Origin of the sequence: Streptomyces sp. NPDC019396 (genome assembly GCF_040632375.1) — a bacterium.
Taxonomy (GTDB): Bacteria; Actinomycetota; Actinomycetes; order Streptomycetales; family Streptomycetaceae; genus Streptomyces.
This window is the reverse complement of the sequence record NZ_JBEYBS010000096.1, coordinates 1-1,658: the sequence shown is the minus strand read 5'-3', so window position 1 is coordinate 1,658 and position 1,658 is coordinate 1. Positions and strand designations below refer to the sequence as shown.

Genomic DNA, 1,658 nt, shown 5'->3' with positions numbered 1-1,658 from the left:
GGCTCTTACAAGATTTCCGTAGGCGGTGATCGCTTCAACTGGCCTGTGGTGTCGGTTGGTTGGCGGTGAGATGCTGTCTGGGTGTGTTGTCGTGGTGGGGGATCTGCTGCCGCAGCTGGCCGCGGTGCAGGTCGAAGGGGTGGAGGCCGGCGGGGATCTGCTGAGGATCACGGCCCGCACCTGGGATGACGCCGAAGCGGCGTGTCCGGCGTGCGGGCAAGTATCGGACTGGGTGCATTCGCGCTACGAGCGGCACCTCGCGGACGAGGCGGTCGGCGGCCGTGCGGTCATGATCGACTTATCGGTGCGCCGCCTGTACTGCGAGAACCCGGCCTGCGAGAAGGTCACCTTTGCCGAGCAGGTCACCGGGTTGACGCGGCGTTACCAGCGTCGCACACCTGCACTGCAGAAGGTGGTCGACGCGGTCGCCGTGGCCCTGGCCGGATCGGCCGGAGCCCGGCTGCTGGGCGTGCTGCACCAGGTGCTGTCCTGGGCGTGCGTGCTGAACTGCCTGATGCGTATCGCCCCGCCGGCCCGACCGGCACCGCGGGTGCTGGGCATCGACGAGTTCGCCCTGCGCAGAGGCCACCGCTACGCCACCATCTTGGCCGACGCTGTCACCGGCGAGCGTATCGACGTGCTGCCGGACCGCAGGATGGAGACGGTCACCGCCTGGCTGAAGGACCATCCCGGTATCGAGGTCGTCTGCCGGGACGGGGCCGGGGGGTTCGCGCAGGCCACCACGGACGCCGACCCCGCGATCGTGCAAGTCTGCGATCGCTGGCACCTGTGGCACGGCCTGGCCGAGGGGGTGACCAACGAGATCAGGGCCCACAGCGCCTGCTGGGCCAAGGCCGGCCCACCACTGCGGGAGGGCACCCGTGCCGCGACCACCCGCGAGCGGTGGCAGCAGGTCCACCAGCTCCTCGATGCCGGCGTCGGCCTGCTGGAATGCTCCCGCCGGCTCGGCCTTGCTCTGAACACGGTCAAGCGCTACGCCCGCCACGCAGAGCCGGAGCGCCTGGTGAGGGCACCGCAGTACCGGCCCACCCTGGTCGACCCCTACCGCGACCACCTGCGCCGACGCCGCGCCGAGGACCCCGCGGTGCCCGTCACCCACCTCCTACGGGAGATCAGGGAACTGGGCTACACCGGCAGCGCGAACCTCCTGGTCCGCTACATCAACCAGGGCCGCGTCGAGGCCGACCACGCCATCCTCTCCCCACGCCGCGTGGCCCGCCTCCTGCTCACCGACCCCGACCACCTACGCGAGGACCAGCTCGTGCTGCGCGACCAGCTCACCGGGGCCTGCCCGGAGATGACCGCCCTGGCCACTGCAGTGACCGGCTTCACGGCCCTGCTCACCCCGGCGCCGGCCAACGCCGAGGCGCTGACCGGCTGGATCACCCGGGTCCGGGAAGCGGACCTACCGTTCCTGCACTCCTACGCGATCGGCCTCGAACGCGACCGAACCGCCGTCGACCACGCCCTCACCCTGCCCTGGCACAACGGCCGCACCGAAGGCGTCAACAACAAGATCAAGCTGCTCAAGCGGCAGACCTACGGCCGCGCCGGACACCGCCTCCTCCGCCAACGCATCCTGCTCAGCTGACAACCGCACCCGAGCGATCACCAGCTACGAAAATCTTGTAAGAGCC

1 protein-coding gene is annotated in these 1,658 nt (G+C 70.0%); it reads left to right on the top strand.

Features of this window, described 5'->3' with window-relative positions; all coding sequences use genetic code 11:
- Positions 1-103: 103 nt before the first annotated feature.
- Positions 104-1,612: an ISL3 family transposase gene (locus ABZ532_RS31615; RefSeq protein ID WP_361291462.1), complete on the top strand. Its 1,509-nt coding sequence runs from the start codon at positions 104-106 to the stop codon at positions 1,610-1,612.
- The last annotated feature ends 46 nt before the right edge of the window (positions 1,613-1,658 follow it).